12 protein-coding genes are annotated in these 16525 nt (G+C 77.6%); 9 read left to right on the plus strand and 3 right to left on the minus strand.

What is annotated here, in order from left to right:
- Positions 1-38 precede the first annotated feature (38 nt).
- Positions 39-4001 (minus strand): type VII secretion protein EccCa, encoded by a 3963-nt coding sequence (gene eccCa / locus HDA31_RS26875; protein ID WP_178063094.1) that lies wholly within the window; start codon positions 3999-4001, stop codon positions 39-41.
- Positions 4002-4203: 202 nt separating this feature from the next.
- Here eccCa and eccD point away from each other — a divergent pair, with 202 nt between their 5' ends.
- On the plus strand, positions 4204-5601 hold the full coding sequence (gene eccD / locus HDA31_RS26880; protein WP_178063093.1) for a type VII secretion integral membrane protein EccD: 1398 nt from the start codon (positions 4204-4206) through the stop codon (positions 5599-5601).
- A 12-nt stretch (positions 5602-5613) separates the two neighbouring features.
- Here the strand turns inward: eccD and HDA31_RS26885 are convergent, their stop codons facing one another.
- Positions 5614-6807 carry a type VII secretion protein EccE gene (locus HDA31_RS26885; protein ID WP_178063092.1) on the minus strand — a complete coding sequence of 398 codons (1194 nt, stop codon included), beginning with the start codon at positions 6805-6807 and terminating at the stop codon, positions 5614-5616.
- Positions 6808-7028: 221 nt separating this feature from the next.
- Between HDA31_RS26885 and eccB the strand changes: the two genes are divergently transcribed.
- From eccB to HDA31_RS26915, 6 genes are all read left to right on the plus strand, one after another.
- Positions 7029-8441 (plus strand): type VII secretion protein EccB, encoded by a 1413-nt coding sequence (gene eccB / locus HDA31_RS26890; protein ID WP_178063091.1) that lies wholly within the window; start codon positions 7029-7031, stop codon positions 8439-8441.
- A 160-nt stretch (positions 8442-8601) separates the two neighbouring features.
- Positions 8602-8970 carry a hypothetical protein gene (locus tag HDA31_RS26895; RefSeq protein ID WP_178063090.1) on the plus strand — a complete coding sequence of 123 codons (369 nt, stop codon included), beginning with the start codon at positions 8602-8604 and terminating at the stop codon, positions 8968-8970.
- Entirely contained in the window at positions 8963-10186 is a 1224-nt protein-coding gene (locus HDA31_RS26900) for a WXG100 family type VII secretion target (protein ID WP_178063089.1), read from the plus strand. Before HDA31_RS26895 ends, HDA31_RS26900 begins: the two co-directional genes overlap by 8 nt.
- A gap of 115 nt (positions 10187-10301) precedes the next feature.
- Positions 10302-10826 (plus strand): PadR family transcriptional regulator, encoded by a 525-nt coding sequence (locus HDA31_RS26905; protein WP_074475210.1) that lies wholly within the window; start codon positions 10302-10304, stop codon positions 10824-10826.
- Positions 10823-11590 carry an ABC transporter ATP-binding protein gene (locus HDA31_RS26910; RefSeq protein ID WP_178063088.1) on the plus strand — a complete coding sequence of 256 codons (768 nt, stop codon included), beginning with the start codon at positions 10823-10825 and terminating at the stop codon, positions 11588-11590. Before HDA31_RS26905 ends, HDA31_RS26910 begins: the two co-directional genes overlap by 4 nt.
- Positions 11587-13893 carry an FtsX-like permease family protein gene (locus tag HDA31_RS26915; RefSeq protein ID WP_219824986.1) on the plus strand — a complete coding sequence of 769 codons (2307 nt, stop codon included), beginning with the start codon at positions 11587-11589 and terminating at the stop codon, positions 13891-13893. Before HDA31_RS26910 ends, HDA31_RS26915 begins: the two co-directional genes overlap by 4 nt.
- Before the next feature lie 132 nt (positions 13894-14025).
- Here the strand turns inward: HDA31_RS26915 and HDA31_RS26920 are convergent, their stop codons facing one another.
- Positions 14026-14637 carry a lipocalin family protein gene (locus HDA31_RS26920; protein WP_178063087.1) on the minus strand — a complete coding sequence of 204 codons (612 nt, stop codon included), beginning with the start codon at positions 14635-14637 and terminating at the stop codon, positions 14026-14028.
- 260 nt (positions 14638-14897) lie between these two features.
- Here HDA31_RS26920 and HDA31_RS26925 point away from each other — a divergent pair, with 260 nt between their 5' ends.
- Positions 14898-15311, plus strand: coding sequence for a hypothetical protein (locus HDA31_RS26925; RefSeq protein ID WP_178063086.1), 414 nt, complete (start codon positions 14898-14900; stop codon positions 15309-15311).
- Between the two features lie 237 nt (positions 15312-15548).
- Positions 15549-16367 carry a hypothetical protein gene (locus HDA31_RS26930; protein WP_178063085.1) on the plus strand — a complete coding sequence of 273 codons (819 nt, stop codon included), beginning with the start codon at positions 15549-15551 and terminating at the stop codon, positions 16365-16367.
- Positions 16368-16525 lie beyond the last annotated feature (158 nt).

Below are 16525 nucleotides of genomic sequence, written 5' to 3' on the forward strand. Positions count from 1 at the left end.
GCACCCGGCGTCCGTCCCCGGCCGTGCCGGACCGTGGCCTAGGCCGGTTCGGACCAGGCCGTCTGGACGAGTTGCTGGCCGTCGCGCCGCCGCACCAGCGTGCCCCGGCCGGGCGGCTGCGGGCTCGGGCGCAGCGTGCCGAAGACCGGCCCCTCCTCCCGCGCGCCGGACATCAGCAGGCCGGGCGAGTCGAGCTCGCGCAGGCGTTGCAGCACCGGCTCGTACAACGCCCGCGCCACGCCGCCGACCCGGCGGGCGACGATCAGGTGCAGGCCGATGTCGCGGGCCTGCGGCAGCAGCTCGTGCAGCGCGCTGAGCGGGTTGTTGCCGCCGGAGGCCACCAGGTCGTAGTCGTCGACCAGGAGGTAGAGGTCCGGCCCCTTCCACCAGCTCCGGTCGCGCAACTGGGCGGTGGTGACGTCCGGGCCGGGCAGCCGGTTGGACAGCGCGCTGCGGATCGACGCGAGGCCCTGGGCGAAGACCTGGTTGGACGGGGCGTAGTCGAGCAGGTGCTCGCCCTCGACCGCGCCGAGCAGGCCGCGCCGGTAGTCGGCGATGACCAGGCGGGCCTGCGCCGGGGTGTAGCGCTCGACGATCCCCCGGGCGATCACCCGCAGCAGGTTGGTCTTGCCGCACTCGGCGTCGCCGAACACGGTCAGGTGCGGCTCGCTGGCCAGGTCCAGGTAGACCGGCGCGAGCGCCGACTCGTCGACCCCGATCGGCAGGCCCGGCGCGGTGCGGTCGGCCACCCGGGCCAGCTCGGCCAGCGGCAGCCGGCGCGGCAGCAGCCGTACCTTCGGGGCGGGGGTGCCCGGCCACGCCCGCGCCACGTGCCCGGCCAGGGCGACCGACGCCTCGGTCAGGTCGTCGACGTCGCGGCGGCCGTCGATCCGCGACACCGCCGCCAGGAAGTGCAGCTTGTCGCGGGTCAGGCCGCGGCCGGGGGTCTTCTCCGGCACGTTCTGCGCGGCCCGCCGGTCGATCTCCGACTCGGCCGCGTCGCCGAGTCGCAGCTCCAGCTTCGTGCCGAGCAGGTCGCGCAGGTTGATCCGGATCTCCGCCCAGCGCACCGCCGTGATCACCACGTGGATGCCGAAGCCCAGCCCCCGGTTGGCCAGGTTGGTGATGGTCTGCTCCAGCTCCTCGTACTCCTGGCGCAGCGTGTTCCAGCCGTCCACCACGAGGAACACGTCGCCGAACGGGTCGTCGGCGAACTCGCCGGCCGCCCGGCGACGCCGGTAGGCGGCCACCGAGTCGATGCCGTGCCGGGCGAACCGCTGCTCCCGCTCGTCGATGATCCCGACCACCTCGGCGACCGTGCGGCGGACCGCCTCGGTGTCCCGCCGGCCGGCCACCCCCGCCGTGTGCGGCAGCCCCTCCAGGCTGCGCAGCGCCCCGCCGCCGAAGTCGAGGCAGAAGAACTGCGCCTCGCGCGGGGTGTGGGTGAGCGCCAGCGAGGCGAGCAGCGACCGCAGCAGGGTGCTCTTGCCGGACAGCGACGCGCCGACGATCACCACGTTGCCGCCCGCCCCGGCCAGCTCCACCATCATCGGGTCACGGCGCTGCTCGTACGGGCGGTCGACCACCCCGACCGGGACGGTGAGCCGCCCCCGGCCCGCCCAGCCGGCGGTGGTCAGGCCGTACGTCGGGTCGACGGCGAGCTGGCCGAGCAGGTCCGCAAGGCTCGGCGGCTCCGACAGCGGCGGCAGCCACACCTGGTGGGCGGGGCGGCCCTGGCCGGCGAGCCGACCGATCAGCACGTCGAGCGTGGCCACGGCCTTGCCCTCGGCCGGCTGCTCCGGCTCGGCCACCGGCTCCGCCGCCAGGTCCGGGGCGGGCGCCGGCACGAACTCCGTGCCGTACGGCACGATGCGGCGGCGCACCAGCGCCTGCGCCGAGCGCGCCTGCTCCCCCGGGGCCCGGTACGGGCCGGACACGTACGCGGCGCGGAACCGCAGCATGGTGGCGGTGTCGGTCTTGAGGTAGCCGTGGCCGGGGGCGCTGGGCAGCTCGTACGCGTCGGGCACGCCGAGCACGATCCGGCTCTCCACCGCCGAGAAGGTGCGCAGGCCGACCCGGTACGACAGGTGCGTGTCGAGGCCGCGCAGCTTGCCCTCCTCCAGCCGCTGGCTGGCGAGCAGCAGGTGCACGCCCAGCGACCGGCCCAGCCGGCCGATCATCACGAACAGGTCGATGAAGTCGGGCTTCGCGGCGAGCAGCTCGCTGAACTCGTCGCAGATGATGAGCAGGCTCGGCATCGGCTCCAGCGCCTCGCCGGCGGCCCGCGCCTTCTCGTACTCGTAGCGGGAGACGTAGTTGCCGGCGGCCCGCAGCACCTCCTGGCGGCGGTTCATCTCGCCGGCCAGGGCGTCGCGCATCCGGTCGACCAGCGGCAGCTCGTCGGAGAGGTTGGTGATCACCGCGCTGGTGTGCGGCAGCGCGTCCAGGGAGGCGAACGTCGCGCCGCCCTTGAAGTCGACCAGGACGAAGTTCAGCTCCTCCGAGGAGTGGGTGACGGCGAGGGCGGCGACCACCGTACGCAGCAGCTCGCTCTTGCCGGAGCCGGTCGCGCCGATGACCAGGCCGTGCGGGCCCATGCCCTCGTGGGCGGACTCCTTGAAGTCCAGCTCGACGACGGTGCCGTCGGGGCCGACGCCGAGGGGGATGCGCAGCCGGTCGCGGTGGCTGCGCGGCCGCCACGTCTGCCGCACGTCGACGGTGGCGGCGTCGCCGACGCCGAGCAGGTCCGGCAGCTCGGTGCTGCGGGCCAGCGGCTCCTCCGCGCCGGCCTGCTGCTGGGAGAGGCGGTAGGGGGCGAGCTGCCGGGCCAGCCCCTCGGCCGCGGCGGCGGTGAGCCGGTCGGGGCGGCCCAGCCGGGTGCTGGTGGCACCCCGGACCAGGTCGACGGCGGTGCCGTCGCCGACGTCGAGGCAGAGCAGCCAGCGGCCGGCGTCGCGGGGCACGGCCCCGGAGAGGTCCACGACGGTGGTGCCGAGCAGGCTCGGGCCGGTGAGCTGGCAGGTGGCGGCGACCTCGCCGCCGTCGACGACCACCAGCAGGTGCGGCGCGGTGGTCAGCGGCTTGGCGTCCGGGCTGAACCGGTGCCGGCCGGCCAACTCGTCGGCGAGGGACTCCTCGGCCTCGGCGAGGGTGGCGAAGACGAGACGGCGGGCCCCGGCGGCGTCGGTGCGGCCGGGGTGCTGGGCGTGCGGCAGCCACTTCACCCAGTCCCAGGCCGGCTGCCGGTCGTCGGCGGCGACCACGACGACGACCAGGTCGTCCGGGGCGTGGAAGGTGGCGAGCTGGCCGATCGTCGCCCGGGCCAGGTCGAGGACCGGCTCCCGCTCGCCGCGCAGCACCACCCGGGAGAACGCCCGCACCGACAGCGCGGTGGGCAGGTCCGGCACCGTGGAGTGGGCGCGGACGAACCGGCGCAGCGCGATCGCGCTCATCGGCTCCAGGTCCTCCACCGGCTTCGTCTCCGGCGGCACGATCTCCACCGCCAGCCGCTGCGGGCCGACCGCGATCCGCGCCTCGCCGAAGTCGTCCTCGGTGACCCGGCGTTCCCACAGCCGGCGGGACGCGGCGATCGACCAGAGCGCGTCGGGCTCCGGGTGCCGCCACGTCATCGCGGCCCGCTGCTGCTCGGCCGCGCGCCGGGTGCGCTTGCGCATCTGGGCCAGGTAGCGCATGTAGTCGCGGCGCTCGGCGTTCAGCTCGGCCTTGTCGTTGCCGCCGTTGCTCAGCGAGCCGACCGCCATGCCGAGCATGGAGACCCCGAAGAGCCCACCCGCGACGTACGTCATCATGCCGCCGCCCCGGCCGGCGTAGAGGAACGCCATCGCGCCGACGCCGCAGACCATCGGCAGGATCATCAGCAGCTGGCCCATGCCCCGGGGGGTCGGCTCGGGCAGCTCCGGCGGGGATTCGAGCAGCACCTCGCCGCGCGGCAGGGCGGGCCCCGGCTGACGCGGAAGCCGACGGAACACGACGGTGCTCACGGCGTTCTCCTCCCCCAGAAGCGGCCCGGACGCCGGCCGGCGCGGCGTGACGTGCGGCCGGGGTGGCGCGACGACCGGGCGCGGGCCGTCGGGTGGGCATCGTACGTGGGGGTCATCGTAGGTAATCTCCCGTGGGCGTCGGGGACCCGCTTCGGCGGCGGCCCGGGCCGGGTGGAGCGCAGGCGAACGCGAGGAGGCCACAGTGGCGACGAGGACGGCGACCGGCGGCCTGAGCCGGGTCACCATCGTGGCGCCCCGGACCAGGATGGACCTCGCCCTCCCCGCCGACGTGCCGTTGGCGGACCTGCTGCCGACCCTGCTGCGGTACGCGGGTGAGGACCTCGCCGACGAGGGGGCGCGGCACGGCGGCTGGAGCCTGGCCCGGCTCGGCGGGCAGCCCCTCGACGGTGGTCGGACGGCCGCGCAGCTCGGCGTCCGCGACGGCGAGGTGCTCTACTTCAACCCCCGCGCGGCGGCGGCCCCGGAGATCGTCTTCGACGACGTGGTGGACGCCGTGGCGACCGCGACGAACCAGCGCCCGGGAAGCTGGCAGGTGAGCACGAGCCGCGCGTTCGCGGTGCTGTTCGCGGCGGCGGCGCTGTCGGCCGGCGCGCTGGCGACCCTGTTCGCGGGCCCGCCGCAGCTGCCCGGGGCGATCGCCGCCCTGCTGGTGGCGGTCGCCCTGCTGGTCGGCGCGGCCGTGCTGTCCCGGGCGGCCGGCGACAGCCGCACCGGCGCGGTGCTGGCCCTGGTCGGCCTCGGGTACGCCGCCGTCGGCGGCCTGCTGGTGCTGGCCGGCGACCGGGGCCTGGGCGAGCTGGCCGCCCCGCACGTGCTGCTCGCCGCGACCGCCGTGGTGGTGTTCGGCGCGGTCGCCGCGCTGGCGGTCGGCGACCGGCTGCCGCTGTTCTTCGCCGCGGTCGCCGTCGGCGGGGCGGTCGGCTTCGGCGCGGTGGTGGGCCTGGCGTTCTCGGTGGGCGCGCCGGCCGCCGCCGCGGTGGTCGCCACGGTCGCGTTCGCCACCCTGCCGGCCCTGCCGATGGCGGCGTACCGGCTGGCCCGGCTGCCCGTGCCGTCCATCCCGACCGGCCCGGACGACCTGAAGACCGACACCGAGACCGTCGACGGCCGCAGCGTGCTGCGGCGCAGCGAGCGGGCCGACGAGTTCCTCACCGGCCTGCTGTGGACGGTCGCGCTGCTGGTGCTGGGCGGGGAGGTCGTGCTCGCCCTCGACGGCCGGCTGCCAGCGGTGCTGCTCTGCCTGGTGCTGGCCCTGCTGTCGCTGCTGCGCGCCCGGCCGTTCCTCGGTCGCGCCCAGCGCGTGCCGGTGCTGCTGGCCGGCGGCCTCGGGCTGGGCCTCACGGCGGCGGCCACCTTCGCCGCGGGCGGCGCGGCCGTCCGGCTCGGCGTGGTCCTCGGCGGGCTGGTGGTGGCGGCCGTGGTCAGCCTGATCTACGGCCTGACCGTGGCGGGCAAGCGGATCTCGCCGGTGTGGGGGCGGCTGCTGGACATCGTCGAGGTGCTGCTCATCATCTCGCTGGTGCCCCTGGCGGTCTGGGTCTGCGGCCTCTACGGCTGGATCGTCAACCTCCGCCCCTGACCCCGTCGCGGCTCAGTCGGGGCGGTGGTCGAGGACGCGGCGGGCCGTCGGGGCGGTGCCCCAGGCGGCGGGGCCGTGCTCGCCGTCCAGCGGCCGGGCCGGGACGCCCGCCCGGCGGGCGACGTCCCGGACCACCTCGACCAGCGCCCCGACGTGGTCGGCCGGGGCGGCGACGCGCAGCAGCGGCGGGCCGGGCCGGTCGCCGGGGCGGACCACCGCCGCGAACGTGTGCGACGGCGCGGCGGTGGCGGTGACGGCGTCCACCAGGGGCCCCCAGGTGGCACCGGCGCGGGGGCGCAGGGCCAGGCAGCGCTGGGTCCAGCCGCCGCCGCGCAGCCCGGTCCAGGTCTCCGCCTGCGGCTCGGGCGTCAGGTCCAGCCCGGCCGCCGAGAGCAGCGCGGCGCGCAGCTCGTCCCGGCCCAGGACCCGGTGGCCCAGGCCGGCGGCGTGCAGCGACTTGCCGAGCCGGCCGACCGCCGCCGCGACGGTGCGGTGCACGCCGAGCGTCCCGCCGCCCCGGGTCACCGCCTCGGTGCGGGCGTCGCGCACCGACAGCCGCACGGCCACCCAGACGGTGCGGTGGGCGGCCGGGGGCGCGCCCGGGGCCGGGTACCAGACGAGGGTGTGCGAGACGACCTGGGCCAGCGACACCGGCGCGGTGAAGTCGGCGAGCACGGCCAGGGCCCGGTCCACCGTCGCCGCGTCGACCGAGCCGGCGGGCGCGCCGGGGGGCGGGTCCAGCGCCACGGCGGCGAACCAGCCCCGGACGTCCTGGCCGACGCCGAGGCGGGTGCCGCGCTCGGTCAGCTCGACCATGGTCAGCTCGGGGGCGACGACGGCCAGCCGGGTGTCGCCCGGGTCGCCGCCGGCCGCCGCCCGCGCCTCCTCCCGGCGCAGCCGCAGCCGGCGGCGCAGCAGCAGGTCCTCGTACCACCAGCGGCCGCCCCGGCGGGCGAAGGCGGCGGCGACGGCCGCCACCGCGACGACCCCGACGACGGCGGCCAGCCACGTGGGTCCGCCGAGCGCGGCGTAGCCGGCCACGGCGGCCAGCTCCGCCACGACGAGCTGGCCGACGACGACCGGGCCGAGCCGGCCCCGGCTGCGCCGGTCGGCGGGGACCACCGCGCGGTCGGGCGGCGCGGGCCGGGCGGGCGGATCGGCCGGGCCGGCGGCCGGGCGACCGGGTGGCGCCTGCACCTGCGTCATCGGCGGCGTCCCTTCTCGACAGCGGGTCTGCTGGCAGCCGGCGCGGGTGGTGGCTCCCGTCCCGGACGGGCGGTGAGGCCGTCCCCGGGCGGTGGCCCCGGTGACCGGCCGGCGGCCCCTTATCGTAGGGAAGCCCGTGGCGACGCTCGGACCTGATCGCCACGGCCCACCCCGTCGTCGGGCTCGATCGTCGCGGCCCGACCCGCCGCCGGAGGTAGCTCATGCGGACCCGCCGCGACCAGGTGCAGGCGTACCGCTTCGTCACCCGCCGGATCGTCTCCGCGCTGCTCTCCGGCGACCCCGAGACGACGAACCTGCCGATGCGGCGGCTCGGGCTGGCGGTGGTCGGCAGCGTGGTCGCCGCGGCGGTGGTGCTCGGCGGCGTCGGCGCGTACGGCCAGCTCACCGGCAACGCCGCGCCGCTGGAGGCGAACACGCTGGTGATCGAGCGGGAGACCGGGGCGACGTACGTCTACGTCGACGGCCTGCTGCACCCGACCCTGAACTACGCCTCGGCCCGGCTCGTCCTCGACGCGGCGGACCCGACGGTGCGGACCATGTCGCGGGCGTCCATCGCGGACCGGCCGCGCGGGCGCACCATCGGGATCGTCGGCGCGCCGGACGCGCTGCCCGACCGCAAGGCGCTGGTCGGGCTGCCCTGGTCGGTCTGCGACGTGCCGGACCCGGCCGCCCCCGACCGGTCGACCACCCACCTGGTGATCGACCGGCCGCTCGCCGGCGGCACGCCGCTGGGCGACCGCGCGGTGCTGGCCACCGTGGACGGCCGGCGTTACCTGCTCACCGGCGACGCCCGGCTGCGGATCGCCGGCGGGGACCCGGCGGCCGCCGCGCTGCGGATGGCCGGGGCCACCACGCTCACGGTCGGCGAGCAGCTGCTCAACGCGGTGCCGGCGGGGCCGGTGCTCCGCGAGCCGCAGCTGCCCGGCGAGGGCGAGACCGGCCGGCAGGCCGTGGGCGACGGGCCGGCCAAGGTCGGCGACGTGTTCCGGGCCGCCGGCCAGCACTACGTGCTGACCCGGGAGGGGCTGGCGTCGATCGGCGAGGTCAGCGCCCTGCTGCTGCTGCGCGACGGCGGCCGGATCACCGACATCACCCCGGACGAGGCCGGCCGGCTGCTGACCCGGCAGCGGGTGGAGGCGGAGGGCACGCCGCGCACCCTGCCGGCGCTGCACCCGGTGCAGGCGGGCCGGACGGTGCTCTGCGCCACCTACCGCCGGTCGGCGGCCGACGCGCCGCCCACCACCACCCTGGAGATCTTCGACCGGGCGCCGACCGAGCTGACCGGCCCGGCCGGGAACCCGGTCCGGCAGGGGGCCGGCGACGCGGTCCGCACCGCCGAGCAGGTGCTGCTGCCGGGCGGCCGGGGCGTGCTGGTCCAGGCCGCGCCGGGTGCCGGGGAGGGCGGCGCGGGCGCGCCGGGCTCGACGGTCTACCTGGTCACCGCCCAGGGGGTACGCCACCCGCTGGGCACCCGGTCGGGCGACGCGCTGACCGCCCTCGGCTACGGCGGGGTTCAGCCGCTGGCGGTGCCCGCGTCGCTGCTGGCCCTGATCCCGACGGGTCCCGCCCTGGAACGCCAGGACGCGCTGGCCTACTTCGCCCCGGGCACGTAGCCGCTGCCGGCGGGCGCGTAACCGCTGCTGGCGGGCACCTCGGTGCTGCCGCCCGGGCGCGCAGGGGCCGCCGTGGGGCGTCGTCACGGGTCGCCCGGTCTGGTCGCCGTCCACTAACCTGATCCTCGCCAACGGTTATCGACGACGTACGGGGAATGCCATGACCGGGCGCACGACAGTCGACGTACTGTCCCTGGAGGACTTCCAGCGACGGTTGGCCGCGCGGCTCAGCGAGGCCGAGGCCGTGCTCAGGAAGCTCACCACCGAGTTGCAGTGCCGGCCGCCGGATCTGGGCACGTTCGCCGACGCGACCAGCAACGCCCGCCGCTACTCGGCGCTCCAGACGAGCTACGCGCAACGGGTCGAGCGGCTGCGCGACGCGGTGAAGGCGGCGCAGAGCGCGACCGGCACGATCCTGACCAACTACCGGACCACGGAGGCGCGCAACGCGGCCAACGCCGCCGACATCGCCGCCGCGCTCACCGGGGTCGACGACGCGCTGAACGGGAGGGACGACCCTCGTGTCTGAATACACCGCGCGCTACGAGGACGTCAGCCACCAGCGGCTCTACGACGCGGTGCGGGCCGGCGACCCCGAGCAGATCGACGGCCTCGCCAGCAGCTGGAGCTCCATGAAGGGCACCCTCGACGACCTCGCCCGCGACCTGCGGGCCGACCTGGAGAAGCTGGCCAACGGCTGGACGGGCGACGCCGGCCGGGAGTTCCAGCGGCGGGTGTCGCTGGTCGTCGACTACTCGACGTCCCTCTCCGAGGGGATGGCCGACGTGCGTCAGGGGCTGACGCTGATGGCCACCGACCTGCGGGCCGCGCAGAAGGAGGCGGAGAGCCCCGCCGAGACCGACGACCACGACAAGACGGTCTCCGGGGCGATCACGGGCGGCCTCACCGGTGGCCTGCCGGGCGCGATCGTCGGCGGCTTCCTGGGGCACGAGCAGGACAAGGCCGAGCAGGAGAAGGCGCACCGGCGGATGGTCCAGGTGGTCGCCGAGCTGGCGGCCGGCTACGACCTATCGGCGTACGGCCGGCTGGTCGATCCGCCGCCGCCGGACGGCGACCTGCCGTACGACCCGAGCACCAGCACGTCGACGCCGTCGGCCGGTCCCGGGGCCCACGCGCCGCGGAGCGCGCCGGGCGGCGGCTTCGGCACCCCGACCACGGGCCAGGCATGGCTGGACGCCCCGGGCAACCTGACGGACGGGCCGGACACGCAGCAGCCGGGCGGGGACGACGGCGGCTCGGTGTCGCCGGGCGGCACGGCCGGGGCCGGCGACACCGGCCTCGACACGGGCACGTCGCTCGCCGGCGCCGTGCCGCTCGACGGCGGCCTGTCGGCCGGCCCGGTGGGCGCGGCGGGCGGCGTGACGGCCGCCGCGTCGGCCGGGGCCGGGGCCGGGGCCGGGGCGGGGCTGCTCTTCGGCGCGCCCGCCGGGGCGTCGGTCGGCGTGCTCGGCGGCGGCACCGGCTCCCTGGCCGGGTCGGCCCGCACCGGCGCGACGGTGGCGGCCCGGCCGGCGGGTGGCCTGGCGGGGGCGGAGCACCGGGCCGCCACGGGCGTGGGCCGGGCGGGCGCGAACGGCACCGGCGGCGGGCGCACGGGCGTGCTGGGCGGGCGCGGGCGGGCCGACGACGACGAGTCCGACGAGCGGCTGACCTGGCTGACGGAGGACGACATGGTCTGGCGGGACGGCGACCCGGGGGTCCCGCCGGTGCTCGACGCCGGCTGACGCTTCCGCCGCGCAAGGCTGCCGCTAAAGGCTGCGGGGCCCTCTCCGACGGGGAGGGCCCCTCTTCCGACCTGCCTATCCACGGCGTGTATACGTGGTGTGTATAGTCGCGGCCATGTCGATCGGTCAGACCTTCCTCGGGCTCCTGGAGTCCACCCCCCGCCACGGCTACGACCTGAAACGCGCCTACGACGAGCGCTTCGGCCAGGCCCGCCCGGTGCACTTCGGCCAGGTCTACGCCACCCTGTCCCGGCTGCTGCGCAACGGCCTCGTCGAGGTGGACTCGGTCGAGGCCGGCGAGGGCCCCGACCGCAAGCGGTACGCGATCACCGAGGCCGGGGTCACCGACGTGCGGCGCTGGCTGTCCCAGCCGGAGAAGCCCGAGCCGTACCTGCACAGCGTCCTCTACACCAAGGTGGTGCTGGCGCTGCTCACCGGCCGCTCCGCCGCCGACCTGCTCGACACGCAGCGCGCCGAGCACCTGCGGCTGATGCGCGAGCTGACCCGGCGGCGCGACTCCGGCGACCTGGCCGAGCGGCTCATCTGCGACCACGCCCTGTTCCACCTGGAGGCCGACCTGCGCTGGCTGGAGCTGACGGCGGCCCGGCTGGACGAGCTGGCCGAGGCGGTGCGGCGATGACGGGCCCGCGCGTGGACGGCGGGGCAGCGGCGACGGGCCCACGCGCCGACGGCGGGACGACGGCGGCGGCCGACCGGGGGACCCCGGCGGAGGAGCTGCTCGTCGCCGAGGAGCTGCACCGGGCCTTCGGCCCCACCCCGGCGCTGGCCGGGGCGTCGCTGACCGTCCGGGCCGGCGAGGTGCTGGCGGTGCTGGGCCCGTCCGGCTCCGGCAAGTCGACCCTGCTGCACTGCCTCGCCGGCATCGTCCGCCCCGACTCCGGGCGGGTGCGCTACCGGGGCGCGGACCTGACCACCCTGTCGGACCGGGAGCTCAGCGCGCTGCGGCGGGGGCAGTTCGGCTTCGTGTTCCAGTTCGGGCAGCTCGTGCCCGAACTGACCTGCCTGGAGAACGTGGCCCTGCCGCTGCGGCTGGAGCGGGTCGGCCGGCGGGAGGCGGAGCGGCGCGCCGCCGAGTGGCTCGACCGGCTGGAGGTCACCGAGGTGGCCGGCAAGCGCCCCGGCGAGGTGTCCGGTGGGCAGGGCCAGCGGGTCGCCGTGGCCCGGGCGCTGGTCACCGGCCCCCGGGTCATCTTCGCCGACGAGCCGACCGGCGCGCTCGACTCGCTGCACGGCGAGCGGGTGATGCGGCTGCTGACCGGGGCGGCCCGGGACACGGGTGCCGCCGTGGTCCTGGTGACGCACGAGGCGCGGGTCGCCGCGTACTCGGATCGGGAGGTCGTGGTGCGCGACGGCCGCACCCGCAGCCTGGAGGCGGCGGCGTGACCGGGGTCCAACCGCCGGGCCGGCGCGGCCGGGTCCTGGCCGACCTGTGGCTGGGCGCGCGGATGGCCGTCACCGGCGGCCGGGACGGGTGGACGCGGGCGGCGCTGACCGCGCTCGGCGTCGGCATCGGGGTGGCCATGCTGCTGTTGGCCGCCGCCGTGCCGGGCGCGCTCGACGCCCGGGCGGTCCGCACCGAGGCCCGCAACGACACCGGGTGGCGACCCGAGCAGGCCGCGGCCGCCAACACGGTGCTGCTGGCGTTCGCCGACACCGAGTTCCGGGACCATCCGGTGCGCGGCCGGATCGTGCGCGCCGAGGGGCCGGCCGCGCCGGTCCCGCCGGGGTTGACCCGGCTGCCCGGGGCCGGCGAGGTGGTCGTCTCCCCGGCGCTCCGGGACCTGCTCGACTCGCCCGACGGCCCGCTGTTCGCGCCCCGGCTCCGCGGCGCGCAGGTCACCGGCACGATCGGCGCGCAGGGCCTCTCCGGCCCGGGTGAGCTGGCCTTCTATCTCGGCAGCGCGGACCTGACCGACCAGGGGGCCGTGCGGCGCGACAGCTTCGGCGGCGGGGAGCCCGGCGAGGAGTTCTCGCCCGTGCTGATGGTCCTCGTCGTGGTCGTCGTCGTGGTGCTGCTGCTGCCGATCGTCGTCTTCGTCGGCGCGGCGGTCCGCTTCGGCGGGGACCGCCGGGACCGCCGGCTCGCCGCCCTGCGCCTGCTCGGCGCGGACACCGCGATGATCCGGCGGATCGCCGCGGGAGAGGCGGCGGCCGGCGCGGTGTTCGGCCTCGCCATCGGCGGCGTCCTGTTCGCCGCCGGCCGCCAGCTCGCCCCGCTGGTCACCCTCCGCGACATCAGCGTGTACGCGGCGGACCTGCGCCCCGCCCCTGCCCTGGTGGCGGCGGTCGCGGTCGCGGTGCCGGTGCTCGCCGTGCTGGTGGCGCTCGTCGCGCTGCGCCGGGTCGTGGTCGAGCCCCTCGGGGTGAGCCGCCAGGGCGCGACCGTGCGTCGCCGCCTGTGGTGGCGGCTGCTGCTGCCGGCCGCCGGGCAGGCCCTGCTCTACCCGCTGACCGGCGTCGGCGAGGGCCGTGCCGACACCGCCGACTACCAGGTGGCGGCCGGGGCGGTGCTGCTGCTGGTCGGCACGGTCACCCTGCTGCCCTGGCTGGTCGACCTCGCCGTACGCCGGCTGCGCGGCGGCCCCGTCCCGTGGCAGCTCGCGGTGCGCCGGTTGCAACTGGACAGCGCCACCTCCGCGCGACTGGTCAGCGGCGTGGCGGTGGCGGTGGCGGGCAGCATCGGCCTGCAGATGCTCGTCGCCGGGGTGGAGGCGCGGTTCACCACCCGCACCGGCCAGGACACCTCCCGGGCCCAGGTGTTCGTCAACCTCGCCGAGCTGGCCGACCCCGGCGCGGCGCTGGCCCGGCTGGCCGCCGTCCCCGGCGTGGTCCGCAGCGCGGGCACGTCGGGCACCTTCGCGCTCGGCAGGGGCGCGGCCGACCGCACCGCCGAGGTACGCATCGGCGACTGCGCCGCGCTGGCCGAGTACGCGCGGCTCGGCTCCTGCGCCGACGGTGACGTCTTCCTCGTCCAGCCGCCGGCCGGCGAACCGCAGCTCGTCGGCTTCGGTCCCGGCGGCCGGGTGACCGTGGGCCCGAACGGCACGGCCTGGACCCTGCCGCGGCGGCTGCCCACCGTGCCGGCGATCCCGGACCCGGTCGGCTGGACCGGCACGGGCCTGCTGGTCACCCCCGGCGCGGCCGACGCCGCCTGGACGGGGCTGCGCGCGCAGGCGCTGATCAGCCTCGACCCGGCCGACCCCGACGCGCTGGAGCGGGTCCGCAACACCGCCGCCGAGGTGGACCTGCACGCCCAGGTCCTCGCGCTGGCGGACGAACGCCAGGCCACCCAGTTCGTCAACGTCAAGCGGGGCCTCGTCGCCGGCGTCGCGGTGACCCTGCTGCTGCTCGGCGCGAGCATGCTCGTCGGCGTGCTGGAGCAGTTGCGGGAGCGCCGCCGCCTGCTGGCGATGCTGACCGCCGTCGGCACCCCGCGCCGCACGCTGGGGCTGTCGGTGCTGTGGCAGGCGGCCGTGCCAGTGCTCGTCGGGCTCGGCCTCGCCGTCGCCTTCGGCCTGGGCCTCGGTGCGGTGCTGCTGCGCATGGTCGGCGCGCCGGTCTCGGTGAGCTGGCCGGTGGTCGGCCTCGGCGCGGCCCTCGGCGGCGGCGTGGTGCTGCTGGTCACCGGCGCGAGCCTGCCTGCCCTGTGGCGGCTGACCCGGCCGGAGGGCCTGCGGACCGAGTGACACCGGCCGGGAGCCGGCGGGCACCGTGCCCGGTCGCTCCCCGCGCCTGCCGACCCACGCCCGCCCGGGGGCGGGCAGCCGGCCCGTCGAGTCCCGGCCTGCGGGCCGGGCGTCGACGGGCCGGCCGGGCGGTCAGCAGAAGCTGCCGGCGTCGGCCCCGCCGTCCTGCCGGGTGGTGCGGAAGTCGCAGAGGTCGTAGCCGTTGGCGGTCAACACCGCCTTCGCCTCGGCCAGGTCGGCCCCGCCCAGCGCCGGCCCGCGCGACAGCACGAAGCCCGTGCGGCGCTCCGGGTCGCCGACGACGGCCCAGCCGTAGTCGGTGTCGAGGCCCATGACCACGTAGTTCGGCCCGCCGAAGTAGAGCCAGTGCCCGCCGACCTCCAGGAAGGAGACGGTCAGGACCGAGTTGGCCGGCGGGTTCTCGCTGCGGGCCCGGCCGGTGACCGCGCTGGTGGTGCCGAGGATCGTCCGGCAGGTGTTGCGCACCCCGACGGTGCCGTCGGGCTGGACGTCGTACCGGGCCTGCACGTTCTTGAAGCACTGGAGCTCGAAGATCGCCGGGAGCGCGGCGATCTGGTACCAGTCCCCGGCGTAGCGCTGGAGGTCGACCGCCGCCACCGGGGTCACCGCTGCGGTGTCCACCGAGGGCGCGGCGCTCGCGGGCGCGCCGGTGGCCGCCACCGTCGCGGCCACGAGCAGGGCGGTGGCGGCGACGGCGTGCGCCACCTGTCGACATGCTCCCATGGGGTCTCCTCCGGTCTTGCGCTCCACCGTGGGGTGCGGCACCCCACGGGCGACGGCGGGGCCGCGCTGCCCGTCAGGTGCCCGGGGGCGCCGCCGGGAAACTGTCGGCCTTCTCATGGCCGTCGATGCATCCGGCGGCGGCGCGACCGTCGTATCCCGACGGGACGAGTCTGTCCCACTGCGCCGGGTCGTGGCCCGGGTCACCAGCCGGGGCGGCCGGCGAGGCTGCGGACGGGCCGCAACGGCGATAGGTTGGTGTCGTGCAGTCCGTAGCGTTCGCCAGGCCGTCCCTGCCGGCGACGCTGCGCGGGTCGCGCCGCTCGTGGCGCTCGACGCTGCGCCGCATCGGGGAGTTGGGTCGCCTCGCGCTGACCACCCTGGTCCTCGCCGTCGGCCTCGGCGGGGTCGCCGCCCTGGGGCCCGGCGCTCCCGCCGTGGCGGCCGCACCGGCCCGCCCCGTCGTGGTGGCCAGCCGGGTCGACTCGCTGGGCCCCGACGCGCCGGCCGGGCCGCGCGCCGACTCGGCCGCCCCGCAGGCCCGCCCGGGCGTCGGCGACGCGCGGCGGCCGGTCCCCGCCCCGGCGGGCAGGCCCGTGACGGCCGCCCCGGCCGACCGGACCGCCGTCGACCCGACCGGCGGCGGCGTCGTCCGGCGCGGGCCGCCCCGGCACTGACCCGGGCCGCCACCAGCCGCCGATCCGGTCCGCCCCGGCGTCGTAGCGCCGCACCGGCACCGCACCGGCCCGCCGCGAGCCCACCGCCGGCCGCGCCCCGCGCCGCCGACGACCCGCCCGCCGTCCCGCCCCGGTGACGACCGCGGCGGCGACCGTCCGGCACCGGTCGACGCGCGGCCCCGCCCGCACCGCGGGCCCCGACCGTCAGTCCACTTCGTCCCCTCCGAGGTGCCCCTCATGCAGACCGCGTTCTCCTCCGTCCTGCTCGACGTGCCCCGGGCCGCCGCGATCTGGCTGGCCCTGCTCGTCCTCGCCGTCGTCGCCGTGGCGGGCCTGGTCGCCCGGCCCGACCTGTTCCGCTCCGTGATCGGCGGGCGGATCCGCGAGGCCGCCATGCCCAGCCTCCTGGAGGAGGCCGCCGAGGAACGCGCCCACCGCCGGTACGCCGACGAGGTGGCGACCGCGGCGGAACGGGCCGCGGCGACCGCCGGCCGGATGCGGGCCGAGTGGCTGTCCGCCCAGGACGAGGTCGAGGCCGCGTGGCAGGCGTACGAGGCGGCGGAGGACGACGTCCGCCGGCTGGCCGCCGCCACAGCCCTGCCCCGCCCGCACACCGGGCGCACCCCCGCCGAGTACGCCGACCGCGAGCGCTACCTGCACCGGGCCGCGCTGGCCGCGTACTGGCGTCGGGAGCTGTCGGAGGAGCAGCTCAGCGACGTGTTCGCGCACCGCAACGGGTGGGACCCCCGGCTGCACCCGGTCGACCAGGAGCTGGTGCTGCGCCGGGCCGTGCGCGACCACCTGCGCGCCCGGCAGGAGGCCGCCCGGGAGCGGGAGCAGGCCGCCTGGCGGGCCGCCGAGCAGGCCGCCGTCGCCGCGCGCAGCCTGCGGGACGAGGCGCTCGCCGCGACCGTGCCCGCCCAGCAGGAGCAGGCGTCGCTGCTGCCCGGGGTCGCCGACGAGCCGTCGCCGGCCGCCGAGCAGACCCGGGAGATGCCGGTGGTCGCCCGGCAGAAGCCGACCGTGGCGCGGGGCCGGGCCGCCGTCCCGGCCTGAGCCGCCCCGGGCGAGCCGCTTCCGCCGGCGCCGCCTCCGGCAGCACGGCCCCGGCGGCCGGCGTGCCGCCCCGGCCGCCGCGGTGAGAAGGGGACCCTTCTCGACCGGGGGCGTTAACAGGGGGCCCTTCCTTACCCGGCGTCGGCTAGCGTGGGCGC

The organism is Micromonospora carbonacea (assembly GCF_014205165.1).
In the GTDB taxonomy this organism is placed as follows: Bacteria; Actinomycetota; Actinomycetes; order Mycobacteriales; family Micromonosporaceae; genus Micromonospora; species Micromonospora carbonacea.